The organism is Sphingomonas sp. CCH15-F11, assembly GCF_001557005.1.
Taxonomy (GTDB): Bacteria; Pseudomonadota; Alphaproteobacteria; order Sphingomonadales; family Sphingomonadaceae; genus Sphingomonas.
The window spans coordinates 1-876 of the sequence record NZ_LSKG01000076.1 but is presented as its reverse complement, the minus strand read 5'-3'; the positions used below and the strand labels follow the sequence as shown (position 1 = coordinate 876).

Genomic DNA, 876 nt, shown 5'->3' with positions numbered 1-876 from the left:
AGCGAGATGCTCAGGAAGGTCCGCACCAGCACAAGCCCGGCCAGCACGATGAGATCGTCGAGCGTCGGGTTGATCACCAGCGACTTGACGATGTCGCCGGCGACCAGAAATTCCAGGCCGAGCAGGATGCTGCGGCCGAGCGCCGATCGGAACGCGCTATAGGCCTCGGTTCGGTCGCCCGCCCTCGCCCGCCGCGCAAACAGAAAGGTTGCGAGCCCCGCGCCGACGAGGATGGTCAGCGTGCCCGCCAGTTCCAGGCCGATCACCGCAAGCCGGAAGAAGGCGCTCAGCCAGTCGGCCTCAATGGTGATCATACCAGCCTCGCTTGCGGATATTGTTGAAGCTGTCGGTGGCGTGACAGGCATAGCATTGGTCGACGCGCGCTTTCGATCCGGCTGCGCGCTGCGAGACCATGCTGAAATGCTCCATGAAGTGACTGGGCGGCGCCTTGTGGCACTCGGCGCACTGCGTCGAATTGACCGATGGATGGCGGTAATTGGCGATCTTCCAGCTGTCGGTCTTGTGGCAGCTCGCGCAGTCGGTGCCGAACAGGCCCTGGTGCGGATCGCGGAACGCATGGCAGCTTGCGCAATTGAGCGCGGTCTCGGGGGTCACGCTTCGAATGTTTGTCGACATGCCCGCCAAAGGCTGCCGCCACTTTGCCATGTCGAGCAAGGCGGCGTGATCCATGCGGATGATGCCGCGCTCTCCCTCATGTTCGACGTGGCAGGAGGTGCACTGCGTCGCTTTCGCGTGGAACTGCGTCGACTGCTTCGTCCCGAAATCCGTGCCCGCATGGCAGGTGAGACAGGTCCGGGTTTCGACGCCCTTGCCCGGCGTGTGGCAGGCCGTGCATTGGCCGGCGAAGGACTGGTG

The 876-nt window shown here is 64.2% G+C and carries 2 protein-coding genes; both read right to left on the bottom strand.

Annotated features, from left to right (window positions below):
• The coding region (locus AX709_RS07440) for a DUF1622 domain-containing protein (RefSeq protein WP_066548317.1) at nt 1–314 on the bottom strand (314 nt) is incomplete at its 3' end.
• The coding region (locus tag AX709_RS07435; RefSeq protein ID WP_066548313.1) for a cytochrome c3 family protein at nt 301–876 on the bottom strand (576 nt) is incomplete at its 5' end. The genes AX709_RS07435 and AX709_RS07440, both read right to left, overlap by 14 nt.